Here is a 15,494-nt window from a genome sequence, read left to right as displayed (position 1 = left end):
AAGTATCAAGGGTATGATCAGAAGTTCCGCGACGCTTGGCGCTGGATTATCTACGGCTTCGGAATGTGGGCGGTGATAGCAGCTCTCTTTGCCCTTGGAGACTGGGCAGGCCAATAGTAGACGCCTGCCTCTGATAATGTGTTTGAGGGTAACGACAAGCCGTCAGCCAATTATCCCTTCATCGCCGCCTGCAACTGCCCGATAATCACCTGGCTCTGCTCCGCCCCTGATTGCGGGGCGAAGTCGCCCGTGCGGTCGCTGATCTTGTCCCAGTTGGCGGCGAAGCCCTCGACGGTGCGTTCGCCCGGTGCCAGCAGGACGCCCTTGTTCATCGTCACCCACGCGCCGTGGTAGGCGCCGCCGCCTGCGCCGACGATGGCGTTGGTGGGGGCGTCGTCCGAGACGAGAAAGAGCGCGGCGGGGACGACGTTTTCGGGGCCGAACAGCTTGAAGGCTTCTTCCGGGAAGATGTCCTCGGTCATGCGCGTGGCGGCGACGGGGGCCAGTGTGTTGACCTTGATGTTGTTCTTCGCGCCTTCAAGGTAGAGCGTCTTGGTGAGGCCGGCGAGGCCGAGCTTGGCTGCGCCATAGTTCGCCTGGCCGAAGTTGCCGAACAGGCCGGTGGACGATGCGGTCATCAGGATGCGGCCATAGTTCTGTTCGCGCATCAGATCCCAGCAGGCCTTGGTGGCGAAGGCCGAGCCGATGAGGTGGACGCGCACGACCATTTCGAAGTCTGCCGGGTCCATCTTGGTGAAGCTCTTGTCGCGCAGGATGCCCGCGTTGTTGATCAGCACGTGGACGCCGCCCCAGCGTTCCTTGGCGCGTGCGACCATCTCGACCATCTGTTCGTATTCGCTGACCGAGCCGCCGTTCGACATGGCTTTGCCGCCCGCAGCCTCGATTTCCTCGACCACTTTAAGCGCTGCGTCTGAATGGCCGGTGCCATCGCGCGAACCGCCCAGATCGTTGACCACGACTTTCGCGCCACGCTTTGCCAGTTCAAGCGCATAGGCGCGGCCCAGCCCGCCGCCTGCGCCGGTGACGATGGCCACGCGGCCTTCGAACGAAATGCTCATGCCAAAATCTCCATGCACTCTAACCGGGCGGTTAACATTGCTGTCAGCGATGCCACGGCGCAGGCCGCAAGGCAACCTTGGCCGGAGCGCCGTAACGTTTGCGATAAATTGGCAAGATCACCGTCAACAAAATGTAACACAACAGACATATTGGGCCGCAATCCGCCCAATTGAAGTCAAGGAACGGTAATGAATCCTGTCACGCGCATCTCGACCATCGCGCTTGCCTGCGCGGCAGGTTGGGCCGTTCCTGCCGCTGCGGCGACGAGCGCGGATGTCATGGCCATGCAGGCGCAATTGCAGCAGATGCAGGCGCAGCTTCAAACGCAGATGGACACGATGCAGGCAATGCAGACGCAGATCGCAGCGCTGCAAGGGCAGCTTGCCGAGGCCAAGGCGAAGACCGACGCTACCGCCAGCGCTGTTGCCGCGATGCCAGCACCGACCGTCAGCGCCAAACCGCCCGTGGCGATCAGTTGGGATGGTGGGCCAAAAATCGAATCGCCGGTTGACCCGAAAAACCCCAAGGCGGGCAAGTGGAGCTTCAAGCCGCGCGGACGCCTGCAGATCGATACCGCTTCGGTTTCGGCACCTTCGGCCATCGGCAGCAAGAGCCTTGGCCTCGCCACAGAATTCCGCCGCGCCTATTTCGGTTTCGATGGCACGATACCGGGCAACTTCGGCTACCGCATCGAGGCGGACATTGCCAACAGCAGCATCGATCCGACCGACATCTATCTGAACTACACGGGCATCAAGAACCTGACGCTGACGATCGGCCAGCACAAGCCGTTCGAATCGATGGAGGACACCGAGTCCGACCTGTTCACCAGCTTCATGGAGCGCGCATCTTTCAACACCGCGTTCGGGTTCGAGCGGCGGTTGGGTCTTTCGGCGCAATATCAGAAGGGCATGGTTCTGGCGCAAGTTGGCGTGTTCACCGATAACGTGACCGACCTTAACGCCGACACCGACAACAGCTATTCCATCGACGGGCGCTTTGCCCTGCAACCCAAAGTGATGGGCGGGCAGGCGCATCTGGGCGGATCGGCGCACTACCACGATCTGAACGATGGCGCGGCGACCGTCCGCTACCGCGCGCGGCCGTTCACGCACACGACGGACCTGCGTTTTGTCGATACCAAGGCGATCAGCGCCCTGTCGGAAACGAACTATGGGCTGGAACTGGGCTGGACGGGCGGCCCGCTGCACTTCACAGCGGAATCGCAGTGGATGAAGGTCAACCGCCCCGCCGGGATTGCCGATCCCACTTTCAATGGTGGGTATGTGGAGGCCGGGCTGTTTCTGACCAAGGGGGATACGCTGCCCTACAAGGCAAGCGAAGGCACCTGGACCCGAATCAAGCCGAAGAACGGCGTGGACAAGGGCGGCTTGGGCGCGTTGCAGGTCAACGTGCGCTACGATTGGCTCGATCTGAACGACAACGGCGTGATCGGTGGCAGGCAGGAGCTGGCCGGTGCATCGCTGCTGTGGGTGCCGACCGACTACGTGCGCTTCATCGTCGACTATGGGCATCTGTGGCTGAAGGATGCCGCCGTCGCCGCTGGCACGGATCGCAACTACAACGCTGATGTCATCGGGATGCGTGCGCAGTTCGACTTCTGATACGTAGTACCTTGCGCCCCCGCGCAGGCGGGGGCGCTGGGCGTTCGACGCTTAGGCGATGCGCTTTACCCAGCCGTGAGCGTCGGCAATTTCGCCGCGCTGGATGCCGACGAGCTTGGCGCGCAACTTCTGCGTCAACTGGCCGGGGCCACCCGATCCGATGGTGAATTCGCCCGCATGGCTGGCGACCTTGCCCACCGGGGTGACAACCGCAGCCGTGCCGCAGGCAAAGGTTTCGAGCAGCTTGCCCGAAGCCGCATCGGCCTGCCACTGATCGAGGCTGTAGCGGCCTTCGCGCACCGTCAGGCCTTCTTCGGCGGCCAGCTTGAGCAGGCTGGAGCGGGTGATGCCGGGCAGGATCGTGCCGGTCAGTTCGGGCGTGAGGATCGAGCCATCGTCGAACACGAAGAACAGGTTCATGCCGCCCAGTTCTTCAACCCACTTGCGCTCGGCAGCATCGAGGAACAGCACCTGATCGTGCCCGCGCGAGAAGGCTTCGGCAGTGGGAACGAGGCTGGCCGCATAATTGCCGCCGCACTTGGCCGCGCCCGTGCCGCCAGGCGCCGCGCGGGTATAGTCGGAAACCCAGATCGAAACGGCAGGCGCGCCCGATTTGAAATAGTTGCCCGCCGGGCTGGCGATGACCATGAACTTGTACTGCTTGGCCGGGCGAACGCCGAGGAAAGCCTCGCTGGCGAACATGAAGGGGCGCAGATACATCGACCCGCCCTCAACCGTGGGGAACCAGTCCTTGTCGGTCAGAACCTGCTGGCGCACGGCTTCGATGAACAGCCCTTCCGGCAGTTCGGGCATGGCGAGGCGGCGGGCCGAGGCGTTGAACCGCTCGGCGTTGGCTTCGGGCCGGAACAGCGCGATGCCGCCATCGGCAAGGCGATAGGCCTTCAGGCCTTCGAAGATTTCCTGCGCGTAGTGGAGCACGGCAGCGGCAGGATCGAGCGCGATCGGGCCATAGGGAACGACGCGGGCATCGTGCCAGCCCGCACCTTCGCTATAGTCGATCTCGACCATGTGATCGGTAAAGGCGGTGCCGAAGCCGGGATTGGCCAGCACCTGCGCACGCACGTCCGCAGCAACCGGCGAAGGGTGCGGGGTGCGGCTGAAGGTGAGGCTGGTATCGGCGGGCGTCGCCATTTGGGCAGTCCTTGCGCTAGAATCGAAGATGCAGCGCCGTGAACTATTGTTGCGCGAAAGGCAAGGGGAATGTAATAAATGTGAAGGGCCGCGTCGGTCAGTCCGAAGCGGCCCTTCGCATGGTCAGCGGCCGGAAGTGCCGCCCACGAAGCCTCTATCGCTTAATCGAAACTCAGCGATAATGCCTCGCGCGGGACTGTACCGACCTCTCTGCTGAACCATGAGACATCGGATCACCTCCTTTCGCGCTGTTGAGCCAAAGTCGCAGGTTTGTGGCCTGCTGGGCCGGGAGTGCGTATTCTCACCGTCCTTGATTCGAATGTGATTCATTCCGGCCCAAACAACAAGTCTTGCATGAAAAAAATTTGCCGTCACAATCCCCGCTTCGCGCCGCACAATAGGCGCGGTTGCAACCAGATTGGCAGGTTTTATCTCCGGCAATCCTCGGCAACCCGCGCCACTTCAGGCCATGCGGGCAGATAAAGCGTCGGCAATCCGTTCACTTCCACGGCAAAGCGGCCACGGCTGAAGGCCATTGCATCGAGCAGTTTGTCGCGCGCAGGCAGCGTCACCACCAGTTGCGCGGCCCCCTGAGGTGCAGGTTCGGCGGAAAGCGGGCGCGTTTCACTGCTGGTCGATACGGTCATCGGCAGGGATTGCGGTGCGGTGCCCGTGCGGATCAGGCTGACGGTGCGTGCAGTGCGGTTGCAGGTCAGCGCAAACAGCGTGGCACCAGCGGAGCCGAAGCGCGCCGTGCCATTGTCATAACGCCAGTCGCCCGGTGTCTGCGGGGCATCGCGCCAATCCTTGAACGCGGGTTGTGCAGGCGGCGGAGGCGGGGGCGGTGCCGGCCTTCTGGTGGGCTGCGGTGCGGGCGATGGCACCACTTGAGGCCCGCTGCAGGCCCCTGCCAACAGCAGCAGTGCGCAGGAAAAAACATGGGCGGACAGTGCAGCGCGATTGATCTTCATGCGCCAGTTATGGAAGGAACGCGCCGTGACCTCAACCCGCCCCCCCAAACAGAAGACCCGCGTGGACCAGTTGCTGGTCGAGCGCGGCCTTGCCGAAAGCCGCGCCCGTGCGCAGGCGCTGATCCTTGCCGGGCTTGTTTTTTCAGGCGAAACCAAGATCGCCAAGGCCGGACAGCCGCTTTCCGCAGAAGCCCCGCTGGACGTGCGCGGACGCGACCATCCGTGGGTTTCGCGCGGTGGGATCAAGTTGGCCCATGCGATAGAGCATTTCGGCCTTGATCCGGCTGGCGTAACTGCAATGGACATCGGCAGTTCGACTGGCGGTTTTACCGATGTGCTGCTGCAGGGCGGTGCAGAACACGTTTTTGCTGTCGATTCAGGCACAAATCAGCTTGCGTGGAAGCTGCGGCAAGATCCGCGCGTGACTGTGCTTGAGCAGACGAGCGCCCGCATCCTGACCACGGATCACATCGACCGGCAGGCAACGTGGGTGGTGTGCGATGCCAGCTTCATTTCCTTGCGCAAGGTGTTGGAAGTGCCGCTGATGCTGGCGGCGCGGCCCACGCGGCTCGTCGCCCTGATCAAGCCGCAGTTCGAAGTGGGCAAGGCCGAGGTCGGCAAAGGCGGCGTGGTGCGCGATCCTGCGCTGCATCAGCGCGTTTGCAACGAAGTGCGCGATTGGCTGGAAAGCGATGGCTGGGACGTGCAGGGCATCGTGCCAAGCCCGATCACCGGGCCGGAAGGCAATGTCGAGTTTCTCGTTTCGGCACAGCGCAACTGAGTTTTCCCCGGTAAATGTGTCCATCGGCCTTGGTTGCCGGATGGAGTTCGGATTGCGCCGGCGGCTGCACCCCGCCAATATCCTTGGCGAATCGCGCTTTACAATCGGCTAAACGGCGCGCAGCTAACGGGTGACATGAACTACCTCGCTTCTTCCGGCCAGCTTCGTGCCAGCCTTCTGCGCTGGTCCTTGTTTACAGTGCCGCTGATCGTCGCGCTTGGCTTTCTGGCCGGGCAGGTGGCCGGTAGCGGCCCCGGCAACCCTTGGTTCGATGCGCTGCAAAAGCCTGCGATCTACCCACCGCCTGCCGCATTCGGCATCGTCTGGACGATCCTCTATGTGCTGATGGGGGTGTCGTTCGCGATGATCCTTTCGGCGCGGGGGGCACGGGGCCGGGGCGGGGCTGCGGCGGCCTTCGTGGTGCAATTGATCCTCAACCTTGCATGGTCGCCCACATTTTTCGCCCTGCACCAGATCACCGGAGCATTCTGGATCACGGTGGCGATGATCGTGGCTATTGCGATCACGATCGTGCTGTTCTGGCGCATCCGCCCGGTGGCGGGAATGCTGCTCTTGCCTTATCTTGCATGGGTCTGCTTCGCTTCGGTGCTGACCTGGCAGTTCCTGCAATTGAATCCCGAAGCCGATGGTGCGTTTGGCAAGGCGAGTTCTGTCCGCGTCGAGATTTGATAGAGCGGCGATTGACCCTTGCAGGGCGGGCTTTGCCTGCCCACATAGCCAGCGTAACGCCAAGCAGGACCTTGCCCGATGCAGAGTGAAAACCCGATGATCGCCGATTTCGTGAAGCTGCTGAACAGCGCGGCTGGCACGATTGCCGGGATGGGCCGCGAAGCGGGCGAGAATGCGCGCGAAAAGGCCAAGGAAATCTTTGGCGGCCTTGATTTCGTCAGTCGCGAAGAGTTTGACGCGGTGAAGGAGCTGGCAGCTTCGGCGCGTGAAGAAGTGGAAGTTCTCAAAGCGCGGATTGCTGCGCTGGAGGCTGCCGCTAAGGGGGAATGAAGCTGCCCCGCGGGAACCGCGTCAAGGCTTGAGGGATTTAGCCTGTAACAATCTGGCAACTGTCAGTCTTTGCAGGAAAAAATCCGTGTTCACGCAACTCAATCCGACAATACCCTTGCACGTTCTGGGCAAAGGCGATGGCTATGCCATCGGCATGATCGATTATGGCCAGGAGCATAACCTAATCTGGGTTACCGCGCTCGATGAATCCGGCGAAATCTGGTGCGCGCCGAACCACAAGGTGCGACTGGGCAAGAACTGGACGATGGGGCGCGGAGAGAACCGCCTGATCACCGAAGATAAGCGCGCTGCGCACGCCGTGGAGAGCGAAGCGAAAGCAGCCTAACTCGCCAGCTTGCGTGCGGTTTCGCTGGAGCAGTGCAGCGACCAGTGCACACCCGTCGGCTTGTAATCCAACGTCACGTCCGCATTCAGGCTGCGGGCGGGAATGTGCCGGATAAGCGTGGTGCCGAAGCCGTCGTGCTCTGGCATATGGACTTCGGGGCCGCCTGACTCGTGCCAGTCGATTGTGAAGCTATCGTCCTTCTCTGCCCAGGAAAGTGCCACTTTGCCGCCCGGTACGCTCAATGCGCCATATTTCAGGGCGTTGATGGCGAGTTCGTGCAAGGCCATGCCGATTATCTCTGCCGCGCGCGGGCTGAGCGTCACCGACTGGCCTACAAGCTGCACCTGCGACCGGCTGTCTTGGCCCAGAATGGCCATTTGCGCTTCCGCCAGTTCGTCCATCAGGATCGTTGACCAGCCGCGACGGACCAGCAAATCCTGATTGGCGGCAAGGCTTGCCAGACGGTTTTCGAACCGGCGCAGAAATTCGCGGTCATTCCCGCCCGACCGCCGCGCCAATGCCTGCACGACGGCCAGCATGTTCTTTGACCGATGGTTCACTTCCATCAGCAGGACGCGGATCTGCTCTTCCTTTTCGAGCATATCCGTAACGTCGGTGTTGGTGCCGAACCAGAAGAGGATGCGGTCCCGCTCATCACGGATCGGTTTGGCCCGCGACAGGAACCAGCGATAGTGGCCATCGGTCCCGCGCAACGGGAAGGTGTCCTCCCATTCGGTGCCGCTTTCGATACTGCGGACGAAGTGATCCTTGACCCGTTCAACATGATCGGGGTGATGAACCTTGTCCCAGCCCCAGCCATCGGTGCTGCCGACGGGAACGCCGGTGTAATCGTACCAGCGCTTGTTGTACCACCCGATTGCCCCGGTGGCGTCGGCCACCCACGCCAATTGTGAGATGTTGTCGGCCAACATGCGGAAGCGGGTTTCGCTTTCGAACAGGGCGCGCTGGCCTTCTTCGCGGGCGGTAATGTCACGCGCGATCTTGCTGGCTCCGACGATGCGCCCCGCCTTGTCATAGACCGGCGATACGGTGATCGAGACGGCGATCTCGGTGCCATCCTTGCGGCAACGGCGCGTGTCGAAGCTCTTGATCCGCTCCCCGCGCGCGATGCGGGAAAGGATGTCATCCTCTTCGCTCTGCCGTTCATGCGGGATCAGCTTGCGGATCGACTGGCCGACCATCTCGGCCTCGGCGAAGCCGAAGATGCGCGACGCAGCCGGGTTCCAGCTCAGGACCGTACCGTTCAGATCCTTGCTGATAATCGCGTCGTCGGATGATTGAATGATCGCAGACAGGTGCGCTTCGGCCAGCAAATTGCCATGCTCCGTTGCGACCCCACCCCTGTGCGGCACCTTAGGCGAACGCCTTGGCGATGCAACAGGCGAAACGCCGCGTCACAACCCGGCTGTGCGCAGCGCCTGATCCAGATCCTCGATCAGATCATCAGGGTCTTCCAACCCGACGTTAAGCCGCAGCATCCCTTCGCCCACGCCCATGTCGGCGCGGGTTTCGGGGCCGACGCCATAGTGCGTGGTCGATGCCGGGTGGCACATCAGCGAACGCGAATCACCGATGTTGTTCGAGATATCGATGAGTTTCAGCGCATCGAGAACGGCATGGGCCTGTTTCAGCCCGCCATCGAGATGGAACGAGAAGATCGTGCCGCCCGCCTTCATCTGCTTTTTGGCCAGTTCATACTGCGGATGGCTGGGCAGGTGCGGGTAGAGCAGGCGCGGGACACGGCCTTCGACAAAGCTGGCAACCTTCAGCGCGTTCTCGCTCTGCCGGTGGATGCGCAGGTCGAGCGTTTCGAGGCCTTTGAGCACCACCCATGCGTTGAACGCGGCGATGTTCGGCCCGGTGTTGCGCTGAAACGGCAGCAGCACATTGTTGATCCAATCGGCTGATCCGCAGACCGCACCGGCCATGACGCGGCCCTGACCGTCCATCATCTTGGTGGCGGAATAGGCGACCACATCCGCGCCGAAGTCCATCGGGCGTTGCAGGGCAGAGGTGGCGAAAGCGTTGTCGACCACGGTGGTGATGCCGTGGCGCTTGGCCAGCGCGCAGACGAATTCCAGATCGACCACGTCCATCGTGGGGTTGGCCGGGCTTTCGAAGAAGAACACCTTGGTGTTCGGCTTGATCGCGGCTTCCCATGCGGCATTGTCGGACGCATGGATCGTGGCGCCTTCAATGCCGAAGCGCGGGAGCAGGTTGTCCACCAGCCAGCGGCACGATCCGAACGCGGCCTTGGCGGCAACGATGTGATCGCCTGCGGAAAGTTGGCAAAGCAGGGCCGTGGTCATGGCGGCCATGCCGGTGGCTTGCGTGCGGCAGGCTTCGGCTCCTTCCATCAGGGCGATGCGTTCTTCCAGCATCTGCACCGTGGGGTTCTGCAGGCGCGAATAGGTCATACCTTCGGCTTCGCCAGCAAAGCGCGCGGCAACCGTTGCGGCATCATCATAAGTGAAGCCCGATGTCAGGAACAGGGCTTCTGACGTTTCGCCCATATCCGAACGCCACGTGCCGCCACGAATGGCCTGCGTTGCGGGGCGCCAATTGCGGGTGACGGAGCGGTCCTGACCAGTCGTGCGTTTCATAGGTCTCGCCTTAGGTTTCCGCATGGCTGTGCGCAAGCGGCGGGATTGCGAACTTGCAGCAGCGGCCCTATTCCCGGCGCAGATGACGCCAGTTCTATCCGATCGTCCGCGCGAGAATGACCCCGCTCTCTGGTGCATGGGCATAGCCGCTGCGTTCTTCCTCATTGTGCTGCATCGTGTCGGCATCCCGTCGAAGATGATGTTCGATGAGATCCACTACCTCCCCGCCGCGCGCCGGTTGATCGATCTCACAGCGCGGCTCAATCCCGAACATCCTTTGCTGGCCAAGCAATTGATCGCGTGGTCGATGCAACTGGTGGGAGATACGCCATTTGGCTGGCGCCTGCCTTCGGCATTGCTGGGTGCGGTGGGGCTGTGGGGGATGATGCGGGCGCTGTGGTGGGCCAGTCTTTCGCGCACGGCCACGGTGCTGTTCGGCCTGCTTCTGGCCACCGATTTCATCTGGGTCATGATGTCCCGCATTGCCCTGCTCGACATGGCGATGGGCGGTTTCATGGCGCTGGCCGTATGGCAATGGGCGCTGGCGTGGCGCAATCCTTCGGGCAAGGTGAGCCGCGCGCGACTGCATCTGATGCTGACAGGTGCTTTCATGGGTCTCTCACTAGGCGCCAAGTGGAATGGCGCGCTGTTGCTGCCGTTGCCGGGGCTGCTGTTCGCACTGAACCGATGGGAAGCGCTGAAAGGCCGTCGCGCGGGCCTGCTGTGGAGTGCCACAGGCGCAGGCCCGGTCCCCGGCGTTTCGCTGATCGAGGCTGCGCTCTGGCTCGGTGCGCTGCCGCTGCTGGTCTATTTCGCCACGTTCCTGCCCGCCTTTTTCTATGAAAAAGACCCGCTGACGGTGGGTCGCCTGATCGAATGGCAGCAATACATGCTGCAATTGCAGGACAGCGTGAAGAAGCCGCACACCTATATGAGCGTGTGGTGGCAATGGATGGCCAACATTCGCCCGATCTGGTTCCTCTACGAGAACGTCGACGGCGCGCAACGCGGCGTGCTGATGCTGGGCAACCCGTTCACGATGCTGGCCGGATTGCCCGCGCTGCTGTTCTGCGGGTGGGATGGCCTGAAGGGCAAGCGCCTGCACCTGCTGGTTTTCGCCGCCTATGCCCTGCTTGTCGGCTTCTGGGCGATCAACGGCAAGCCGGTGCAGTTCTATTACCACTATATGCTGGCCAGTTGCTTCCTGATCGCCGCGCTGGCGCTGGTGCTGGCAGAGTGGTGGGATCTGGGCCTGCGCTGGCCCGCCAAGGCGACGCTGGTCTTGGCCTTCGGGCTATTCATCGGCTTCTACCCGATCCTTTCGGCAGGGGAATTGCCGCGAAAGGATTCATTCCGGGATTACACCTGGCTGGATAGCTGGAAGTAGCTCAATACTTCCCCCAAACGAAGCGCGAGGACAGCGCGAAGTTCCAGACCGAACCCAGCACGATGCCGACGATTACCGCCACGACATCATGGAAGCCGATGGTTTTCAGCACAGCAGCAGCGCCGACATTGGTCAGCAGGCCGAGTGAGCAGGTGAGCGCAAATTGCGCCCATCCGCGCAGCAGCGGCCCGAAGCCGCGCAGGCGCTTGTCTGAATAGGTCAGTTCGTTGTTCAGCACGAAGTTGAACGTCATCGCGATGATCGCCGCCAGCGTATTGGCGGTGTTGAACGTCGCGCTTTCCGACCAGTTGCCATAGACGAAGCGTTCGCCCGCCACGATCTTCAGCAGCACCCACAGCGCGCCAAGCTGCACCGCCACGCCCATTGCGCCCACGGTGCCGAACAGCGCAAAGCGCGTCGGGATGATGCGGCCCAGCCACTTGTCGTAAAGGCCCACGAGGAATTCGAACACTACGGTCTGGTCCAGTTTGCTCTCGCCTTCGGTGCGGGCGACGAAATTGAGGGGAAATTCCTTGACCTTGAGGGGCTTGTCCACCGTGGCCAGAATGTCGAGCAGAATCTTGAAGCCCACGCCGGAAAGGCGGTGCGCATCGGCCCGCAGCGTTTCGGCGCGGAGCATGAAGTAGCCGCTCATCGGGTCAGACAGTTCGACGCCGGTCACCTTGTTGGCGATGCGGTTGGCAAGGCCCGATGCCTTTACGCGATCGGGCCGGCCCCATTCCTCGGTGCTGGCCCCTTCGGCAAAGCGCGAGGCATAGGCGATGTCGTATTCACCGCCCTGCACTGCGCTGAGCATCTGCGGCAGCAACGCCGGATCGTGCTGCTGGTCGGCGTCCATCACCGCCACGATGGGCGCGGCGGTGGCGCACATGCCTTCGATGGCGGCCGAAGCCAGCCCGCGCCGCCCGATGCGTTCGATCACGCGGACGCGCGGATCGGTCTGGCTGATGCGGCGGGCCTCATCAGCCGTGCCATCGGGACTGTTGTCGTCAACGAAGATCGCCTCCCACGCCACGCCTTGAAGCGCGGCGTCGAGACGCGCGACCATCGGCGCGATGTTGGCGCGTTCGCGATAGGTCGGCAGGATTACGGCTAGCTGGAGCATGATCGCGGCCCTTAGGCCCCAAACCCGATCAGGACAAGTTCGAGGTTTGAGGCAGAATGGCTCAGTGCAAGGAGGCAGGGCGCAGGAATATGTCGATATTTCCAGCCCTGCCGACGCGGCGCTGGGCCATTCTGGTCAAATCGCTTCGCGACGCCCAAATGGCTTCCATCTCAGGCAAACCGACCCTTGCAAAGGCAACCAGCCTTCGCTGCGGGCCGCTTCGCCTGATATGTTCGCCATTTGGGCGCCTCGAACATGTCCTGATCGGGTTTGGGGCCTAAAGCCTTGCAAGCACCGCGTCACCAACTTCTGTCGTTCCTGCTGTGCCGCCAAGGTCACGGCCCAGCACGCCATCGGCCAGCGTCTTGGCTACAGCGGCTTCTACGCGGTCAGCTTGCGCTGCAAGGCCCAGCGAATGGCGCAGCAGCATCGCCGCCGAAAGGATCGTCGCCATCGGATTGGCAAGGCCCTGTCCGGCAATGTCCGGGGCGGAGCCGTGGATCGGTTCGTAAAGGCCGAAGGTGCCGTATGCGGTCTGGCGTTCACCCAGCGAGGCCGAAGCGAGCAACCCGATCGAGCCGACGCACATCGATGCCTGATCTGAAAGAATGTCGCCAAACAGGTTGCCGGTCAGTACCACGTCGAATTTGCCCGGCGCGCGAACCAACTGCATGGCGGCATTATCGACATACATGTGTTCAAGCGCGACTTCGGGGTATTCCTTGGCGACTTCGATCACCACGTCGCGCCAAAGCTGGCTGGTTTCCAGCACGTTGGCCTTGTCCACCGAACACAGGCGCTTGGCGCGACCCATCGCAGTGCGGAAAGCGACGTGCGCGATGCGGCGCACTTCGCTTTCGTTGTAGGACATCACATCGTAGCCTTCCCGGTCGCCATTGGCGGCGGTGCGAAAGCCCTTTTCACCGAAATAGACGTCGCCGTTCAGCTCGCGCACGATCACCATGTCGATGGCGCCCGCCACTTCGGGGCGCAGTGCGGAGTGGCTTTCCAGCCCGCTGAACACCTTGGCGGGGCGCAGATTGGCAAACAGGGTCAGCGCCTTGCGCAGGCCGAGGATTGCCTGTTCCGGGCGAAGGTGGCGTTCCAGCGCATCGCAATCAGGATCGCCCACCGCGCCGAACAGGATGCCGTCTGCCGCTTCGGCAATGGCGAGCGTTTCGGGCGGCAGGGGGTGGCCGCTGGCCTTGTAGGCCACGCCGCCGACCAGCGCTTCGGTCATCTCGATGCCGCCGATGCCCAGCGCTTCGATCACCCGCACGGCTTCGCGCGTCACTTCGGGACCGATGCCGTCGCCCGGCAGAACCGCAATCTTCATGGAAAACCCCTTTGTCGTTCTCTTCATCCGCCGCCGATACGCCGCAGCCGGTCGAGCAGAATCGTGCGCGCCCCCATAACATCGCCGGTTCGTTCGGCAAGCAGGCGATTGGCAATGGCCTTGCCCTGTCGGTCCAGCCGGGCCAGCAGATCGGGCCAGTCTTCCTCAGGCGGCGGGGCGGGTGCCGCGCCATAGCCCACCTCGCGCAGCAGCAGTACTTCGTATCCGGCCAGAACCCGCGCCCATCCCCGCGCCGATGGCGCGTGGCAGATGGCATCGAGCAGCGCGGCCAGCGAATCATGCAGGACCGGATAGGCGTGGCCTTCGGGCAACGTTGATGCGGTGAGCGCGCAGGCCCAGCCGATCCCGGCGCTGGCCAGCGGTTCGGAAAGCCACGGCCCCCGGCTGGACAGCAGCTCTACCCGCGCGGATGGCAGTTGCGATGATGCGCGCGCGCGCACTTCGATGGCCACAAGGTTGCCGGGAATCAGCACCGGGCGCAGTTCCCGCCCCCGCGCCCCGGCCACATAGGCGGCGGCAAGGCCGTGATCTTCGGTCATCACCCGCACGATCGCGCCATGCTCCCCGTGGGGGCGCACCGAACAGACAATGGCAGCAGCGCGGATCAGCATCGCTCAGCGCTCTGCGCTTGTTCGGCGTTTGGGGCAAGCGCCCGAAAACTGCACAAGTGCATTGGAACATTGGCGCAATTGCGATAGTTTATGTGGCATGAAGCAGTTCTTCCACCATGCCGCAATGACCGAAGGGGTCACGGTGCGAGTCGCCGTAAGCTTTCTGCCCGAGCAGTCGCGGGTAGAAGCGGGGAAGTGGTTCTGGGTCTATCATATCCGAATCGAAAATGAAGCCGACCAGCCCGTTCAGTTGCTTTCGCGCCACTGGCGGATCACCGATGGGCGCGGGATGGTCAATTTCGTCGATGGCGATGGTGTCGTGGGCGAACAGCCTGTGCTGCAACCGGGCCAGAGCCATGATTACGTGTCGGGCTGCCCGCTGGGCACGCATAACGGCAGCATGGAAGGGCACTACACTATGCAGCGCGCCGATGGTTCGCTGTTCGATGTGGCGATTCCGTTCTTTCCGCTGGCGGCACCGGCCCCTGCAAACTAAAGCCGGTTCGCAATGAAGCGGACGCATCTCCCCCTCAACGGCCTGCGTGTTCTCGACGCCGCGGCACGGCACCTCTCGTTTACGCGCGCGGCGGACGAACTCGCGGTCACCCCTGCCGCTGTCGGCCAACAGATCCGCGCGCTTGAGGATCTGCTGGGCGTCGTCCTGTTCCGCCGCACGTCAAAAGGGCTGGAACTGACGGACGAGGCGATTGCCGGTCTGGATGCGATCCGCGAAGGCTTCCTGCGTTTTGAAGAAGGTGTGCAGGCGATGCAGGCGGGGCAATCCAGCCACGTCTATACCATTGCCTGCCCGCGCGATTTCTTTGCCGCATGGCTTTCTCCCCGCCTTGCAGAATTTCGTACTGGCAACCCTCAGATGCGATTCTCGCTGGTCGGCGGCGATGCCGATATCGATTTTACCGAAGCGAACCTCGATCTGGCCGTGCGCTGGTCTGACGGGCCGGGTGAACTTGAAGGCTTTGCTCTGGGCGAACCGCTGATGGTCACCGTAGCCGCGCCGGATGCGCCTGCCGATTGCCCTTGGATCGGCTGGCCAGGTGATCCTGCCCCCGGCGGCGGTGATGTGGGGTTTTCCGTTGGCGATGCGGGAACGGCAATCAGCGCGGCGCGCGCCGGGCTGGGCCGCGCGCATGTGCCCTTGCAACTGGCCGAGGGGGCAATCGCTTCGGGTCGGGTGGTGACGCTGGGTGAAGCGCAAGCCTCGCGCAAGGGCTATTGGCTGGTCGCGCCGCTGCCGCAATGGCGCCAGAAAAAGGTCAAAGCACTGGTCGAAGCGCTTTCGGCCTGATCATCAAACCATAGGTTCGCATAATCGCACCATACCGGTTCCACTCGTGCGATCACTCCTTACGCCCTGTTAACCGCGTAGCCTTAAATATGTCCGGCGATGAACACC

The 15,494-nt window shown here is 62.6% G+C and carries 16 protein-coding genes; 8 read left to right on the top strand and 8 right to left on the bottom strand.

Annotated elements, in window-relative coordinates; translation table 11 throughout:
• Positions 1–170: 170 nt before the first annotated feature.
• Complete coding sequence (locus HGI47_RS16365) at positions 171–1,079, bottom strand: SDR family NAD(P)-dependent oxidoreductase (RefSeq protein ID WP_168853848.1); 909 nt, start codon at positions 1,077–1,079, stop codon at positions 171–173.
• A 189-nt stretch (positions 1,080–1,268) separates the two neighbouring features.
• Here HGI47_RS16365 and HGI47_RS16360 point away from each other — a divergent pair, with 189 nt between their 5' ends.
• The gene (locus HGI47_RS16360) at positions 1,269–2,705 is read left to right on the top strand and encodes an OprO/OprP family phosphate-selective porin (protein ID WP_168853847.1); all 1,437 of its coding nucleotides are present in this window, start codon (positions 1,269–1,271) and stop codon (positions 2,703–2,705) included.
• Positions 2,706–2,756: 51 nt separating this feature from the next.
• Here HGI47_RS16360 and HGI47_RS16355 read toward each other — a convergent pair whose 3' ends face one another.
• Both HGI47_RS16355 and HGI47_RS16350 read right to left on the bottom strand, forming a co-directional pair.
• Entirely contained in the window at positions 2,757–3,857 is a 1,101-nt protein-coding gene (locus tag HGI47_RS16355) for a branched-chain amino acid aminotransferase (RefSeq protein WP_168853846.1), read from the bottom strand.
• Between the two features lie 428 nt (positions 3,858–4,285).
• Positions 4,286–4,828 carry a hypothetical protein gene (locus HGI47_RS16350; RefSeq protein WP_168853845.1) on the bottom strand — a complete coding sequence of 181 codons (543 nt, stop codon included), beginning with the start codon at positions 4,826–4,828 and terminating at the stop codon, positions 4,286–4,288.
• Between the two features lie 25 nt (positions 4,829–4,853).
• Between HGI47_RS16350 and HGI47_RS16345 the strand changes: the two genes are divergently transcribed.
• The 4 genes from HGI47_RS16345 (at position 4,854) to HGI47_RS16330 (ending at position 6,975) form a co-directional block, all read left to right on the top strand.
• Positions 4,854–5,609 (top strand): TlyA family RNA methyltransferase, encoded by a 756-nt coding sequence (locus HGI47_RS16345; RefSeq protein ID WP_370521772.1) that lies wholly within the window; start codon positions 4,854–4,856, stop codon positions 5,607–5,609.
• A 135-nt stretch (positions 5,610–5,744) separates the two neighbouring features.
• Entirely contained in the window at positions 5,745–6,299 is a 555-nt protein-coding gene (locus HGI47_RS16340) for a TspO/MBR family protein (protein ID WP_168853843.1), read from the top strand.
• A gap of 78 nt (positions 6,300–6,377) precedes the next feature.
• Positions 6,378–6,629, top strand: a complete 252-nt coding sequence (locus HGI47_RS16335) for an accessory factor UbiK family protein (RefSeq protein WP_168853842.1) — start codon at positions 6,378–6,380, stop codon at positions 6,627–6,629.
• 85 nt (positions 6,630–6,714) lie between these two features.
• Positions 6,715–6,975, top strand: a complete 261-nt coding sequence (locus tag HGI47_RS16330; RefSeq protein ID WP_168853841.1) for a hypothetical protein — start codon at positions 6,715–6,717, stop codon at positions 6,973–6,975.
• Here HGI47_RS16330 and HGI47_RS16325 read toward each other — a convergent pair.
• Both HGI47_RS16325 and HGI47_RS16320 read right to left on the bottom strand, forming a co-directional pair.
• The gene (locus tag HGI47_RS16325) at positions 6,972–8,309 is read right to left on the bottom strand and encodes a sensor histidine kinase (protein ID WP_168853840.1); all 1,338 of its coding nucleotides are present in this window, start codon (positions 8,307–8,309) and stop codon (positions 6,972–6,974) included. The two genes, HGI47_RS16330 and HGI47_RS16325, sit on opposite strands and share 4 nt — an antisense overlap.
• An 81-nt stretch (positions 8,310–8,390) precedes the next feature.
• Positions 8,391–9,599 (bottom strand): PLP-dependent aspartate aminotransferase family protein, encoded by a 1,209-nt coding sequence (locus HGI47_RS16320; protein ID WP_168853839.1) that lies wholly within the window; start codon positions 9,597–9,599, stop codon positions 8,391–8,393.
• Positions 9,600–9,681: 82 nt separating this feature from the next.
• On the opposite strand from HGI47_RS16320, the gene HGI47_RS16315 reads away from it, so the two are divergent.
• A complete protein-coding gene (locus HGI47_RS16315; RefSeq protein WP_168853838.1) occupies positions 9,682–10,986 on the top strand; it encodes a phospholipid carrier-dependent glycosyltransferase in 1,305 nt (434 codons plus the stop codon).
• A gap of 1 nt (position 10,987) precedes the next feature.
• Here the strand turns inward: HGI47_RS16315 and HGI47_RS16310 are convergent, their stop codons facing one another.
• From HGI47_RS16310 to HGI47_RS16300, 3 genes are all read right to left on the bottom strand, one after another.
• Entirely contained in the window at positions 10,988–12,112 is a 1,125-nt protein-coding gene (locus HGI47_RS16310) for a glycosyltransferase family 2 protein (RefSeq protein ID WP_168853837.1), read from the bottom strand.
• A gap of 277 nt (positions 12,113–12,389) precedes the next feature.
• Positions 12,390–13,448, bottom strand: a complete 1,059-nt coding sequence (gene leuB / locus HGI47_RS16305) for a 3-isopropylmalate dehydrogenase (RefSeq protein ID WP_168853836.1) — start codon at positions 13,446–13,448, stop codon at positions 12,390–12,392.
• A 23-nt stretch (positions 13,449–13,471) separates the two neighbouring features.
• Positions 13,472–14,080, bottom strand: coding sequence for a DNA repair protein RecO (locus HGI47_RS16300; protein WP_168853835.1), 609 nt, complete (start codon positions 14,078–14,080; stop codon positions 13,472–13,474).
• 97 nt (positions 14,081–14,177) lie between these two features.
• Here HGI47_RS16300 and apaG point away from each other — a divergent pair, with 97 nt between their 5' ends.
• Complete coding sequence (gene apaG / locus HGI47_RS16295) at positions 14,178–14,576, top strand: Co2+/Mg2+ efflux protein ApaG (RefSeq protein ID WP_168853834.1); 399 nt, start codon at positions 14,178–14,180, stop codon at positions 14,574–14,576.
• Between the two features lie 12 nt (positions 14,577–14,588).
• Positions 14,589–15,386 carry a LysR family transcriptional regulator gene (locus tag HGI47_RS16290; RefSeq protein WP_168853833.1) on the top strand — a complete coding sequence of 266 codons (798 nt, stop codon included), beginning with the start codon at positions 14,589–14,591 and terminating at the stop codon, positions 15,384–15,386.
• Positions 15,387–15,494 lie beyond the last annotated feature (108 nt).

This window comes from Novosphingobium sp. ERN07 (assembly GCF_012641335.1).
In the GTDB taxonomy this organism is placed as follows: Bacteria; Pseudomonadota; Alphaproteobacteria; order Sphingomonadales; family Sphingomonadaceae; genus Novosphingobium.
Note: the sequence above shows the minus strand (reverse complement) of the source record. Positions and strands in the feature narration are given on the sequence as shown.